The organism is Vibrio sp. 10N.261.52.A1, from assembly GCF_002876325.1.
In the GTDB taxonomy this organism is placed as follows: domain Bacteria; phylum Pseudomonadota; class Gammaproteobacteria; order Enterobacterales; family Vibrionaceae; genus Vibrio; species Vibrio chagasii.
On sequence record NZ_MCYD01000815.1, the window covers coordinates 1 to 3,387 of the forward strand.

At 39.6% G+C, this 3,387-nt stretch carries 1 protein-coding gene and 1 pseudogene; one reads left to right on the forward strand and one right to left on the reverse strand.

The features are described 5' to 3' along the window. Positions 1-1,239: 1,239 nt before the first annotated feature. Positions 1,240-2,457 (reverse strand): tyrosine-type recombinase/integrase, encoded by a 1,218-nt coding sequence (locus tag BCT81_RS17040; protein WP_102425218.1) that lies wholly within the window; start codon positions 2,455-2,457, stop codon positions 1,240-1,242. A 616-nt stretch (positions 2,458-3,073) separates the two neighbouring features. On the opposite strand from BCT81_RS17040, the pseudogene BCT81_RS17045 reads away from it, so the two are divergent. Continuing rightward, positions 3,074-3,387, forward strand: a pseudogene (locus tag BCT81_RS17045) (hypothetical protein); the annotation flags it as partial.

Genomic DNA, 3,387 nt, shown 5'->3' on the forward strand with positions numbered 1-3,387 from the left:
GGTTTATGATCTGGCCTGCTTATTTGTATTACAAAAGTCTCGCTAGCGGAAACACTAGAACAGTTGGTTGGCTCATTGGATATGAATCAGGCATCTGCCACTAATTACATGCGCGTTCAGTGAAGATAAATTATACAAGCGTGTAATGAGCGCTTTGTCTTATGAAATTTTTTTTCTCGTTTCTATAAAGTCCTTCTCCCTCTGAATTTGAACAGGTAATGAAGTCCGCTGAACTACACCTGAATATCGATGGTCTAAATAAAAAACTAAGAATATAGAAGTAAGAGCGCTGGTGGACTCATATAGAGCCAAACTGGCTCAACAAGCCGTAAGTCCTATTTGCCCTGATGAAGTCTCTAGTCAACTTTCAGAATTGACCGAAGGAGCGGGCAAGCAAGTTACCATTAATGCATATGAGCGTAACCCAAAAGCTAGAGAGGCTTGCATAGCGAAGCATGGTACCATTTCCCAAGTCTATGACCTCAACTTTGAATGCAAATATGATGAGATAGGCAAGGGTTTTATTCATGTACACCATTAAGTCGATTTGGCAATGATTAACGATTAAATCCCAGTTTGTCCTAATTGCCATGCTATGCTTCATACTGAAAAGTCAGTGATGGAAATTGAAACGTTAAAAAAATTCTATTCACAACTAATGTCATTTGAAAAACGTAAGCAGGTTAGTAACCATATAGCATGTAGAAACGGCACTGGTATTTTCCTATCTGTTCCGATTTTATGCCATGTGAGTGATTTTTGTTTAAAAGTAATACCTATGGTAATACTTTTTGGTATTCACTATTAATATTTCATAAAAAATCAAATGTTTATTGTTCTAAGTGTGCTGTCTCCCTCCCATCATATTCTGATGCCTAAGTATTTCTGCTTGGGCTTTTCGGTTTAGTAAGCGTCTCATCAAACTAAGGGGGCTTACATCGGTTGAAGTGCCGTAAGCGCCATTAGTGCGATACTGCAGTGTTTAAAGTTTCAAGGCATGATATATTGCCCGCTTTCGCCAGCTCTTTCTTACACTTAACCATATTGTTAAGCGTAAGACGATTGGCTTTGGCTATTTTCTCGACTCTGTAAAGTGCCTCGCTCGCGTTAGCGTCTTATGGTGTGGTCGATAGCGGAGTTTTTCAAGGTAATTTTCAGTCAATATCGGCTATTTAAATGTGCGCTGACAGCGGCTAGTGCCTATCGATAAGTGTTCGCCACTATTATCTTTTTCGTTGTTTAGTGATTGTTATTTGCTTCCATTATAAATTTACTCCACCAGTTCATGATTTTTTTCCTTTGTTCAAAAAAGTCGGAGCGGTTATAGCTCGCTCTTGTCGTATTTTTGTCCATGTGCGATAGGCAAGCTTCAATATGCAGTGTATCAAAGCCTTGCTCGTGTAGGGCGGTTGATGCAATCGCCCTTAATCCGTGTGCAACGAGTTCATCTTTAAACCCTAAGCTGCGCTTCAAAGCAGCATTGGCTGTGTAGATGCTTATATGACTCTGTGGGTCTCGTTCACCAGGGAAGACGAACTCTTTACCGTCACTTTGAATTCTGATTCGTTCAAGAACAGTAATCGCCTGTTCAGTTAGAGGGACTCTGTGTTCACGTCTACGCTTCATTTCTTCAGCAGGTATAGTCCAGCATCGGTTTTTTAAATCTATGTCTTTCCAGCGTGTTCTTGCCGCTTCTTTTGGACGTGCGATAGTGTGCAACTGCCAAAGTAGAAGTAGTTTGGTTTTATCTTGGATGTTTTCATTTTGCTCCAATCGAGATAAAAAGTCGCCTAATAGTTCAGGACGAATGGTAGGCATGTTTTCAACTTGATGTTTCTCAAATGAATTAATCATTTTTGTAAGAGGGTTAGCGGCTATGACATCGCTTGCGACAGCGTATTCCATGATTTGGTTTAGGCTTTGGCAAATTCTTTTAATCGTTGAGAGTTTACCATCGCTTTCAAGTGGCCGTAGCGTCTGAATGGCGTCACGCCGAGTGATCTCACTTATGGGGAGTGAGCCTAAATGATCGAATACGTATTTTTCCAACGTTCTCCAGGTTCGTTCTGCATGAAAGGGACTAACAGACTTACGTTTTCTTTCAAACCACATCGTTGCAACTGAGAGAAAGTTATCGTTGTGCTTACGCAGCTCTTCAATTCTCTTATCTTCTTTGAGGCGCTTAGGATCTAAACCTAACGCAATTTGTTTGCGATATTCTGCTGCTTCTAATTTGGCGGCAGCCAGACCTAAAGAAGGATAGGTTCCCATTGAAATTTTAGTTACTTTTCGTGTTACAGGGTGACGATACTTAAACTGCCAGGCTTTTGTTCCTTTTCCGGAAGGGGAGCGTTTAGGGCGAATGCGAAGTTGTAAGCCCTCTTCAACAGTGTAGGTATATTCCTTGTCCTTGATAACGAGTGCTTTGATTGATGTATCTGTAATCCGTTTAGCCATAATCATAATCACATAGATGGGCGAGTAGAGACCATTGTATAGCAATATAATCTGGTGGGGTACCAGGTGGGGTACCAAAGTGATGGTTTTCAATAAAACGTGGTGGGACTTTCTGGAATTGAATTGTTGGTTAAGTTGATGATTTTAAAGTTTTAAAAAGATTTTCTGGTAAGCTGTGAGATTTCAATATGGGTGACCCGGAAACCATTGAATAGACATAGAGATAAACCGTGATAAATATAGTTGCTGCACATTGTAAGGGTTCAATAGGGCGTGTAAAGCCATATCTATAAAGGGACGATAAAGATCGGTCTTTAATGGACCTCTAACATGATTTTAGCTGAAGTTTAGGGAGCATAAAGAAGGACTAAGGTGAGTAGTTGAGAGCATTTTAACCAATGACTTGTTAGCTATAGCTTTTTTGCGTTGGGGCTATTTTACTTTTAATCACTTATCTTAACATGTGAACACATAAATATATTTTTACCATTAACAGGGGCGAGGGGGCGGCTTTTCATATCTTTTTGATTGTTTTATCACTAGGTTCGATTGTTATTTTTATTGTTATTTTTATTATTAGCGGCGAAACATAAAATCTCAGCGAGAATAAAAATACATGAAAATATCTAAGGCTTTGCCGTTCGTATTAATGGGCGCGCTTTTGTCGAATACTTCTTTTGCACAAGACGTTAATCACTCGTCGGTTGTTCAAACGGTGTTCTATGACCAAGTGGATCCTCAATACCATGACTCCCTATACCTATTTCAGTTGGTTCTTTCGAAGAATTGCTTAACTTACCGTTCGGAAGAGAAGCCTTGTCAGGATTATCTAAAAGAAAAATACGATTCGGTTTCTTCGGATTGGTATCAAGAGCAAGAGCCAATCAAGAAGCAATATCTTAATATCAAGTTCGAGATGATTAGTAATAC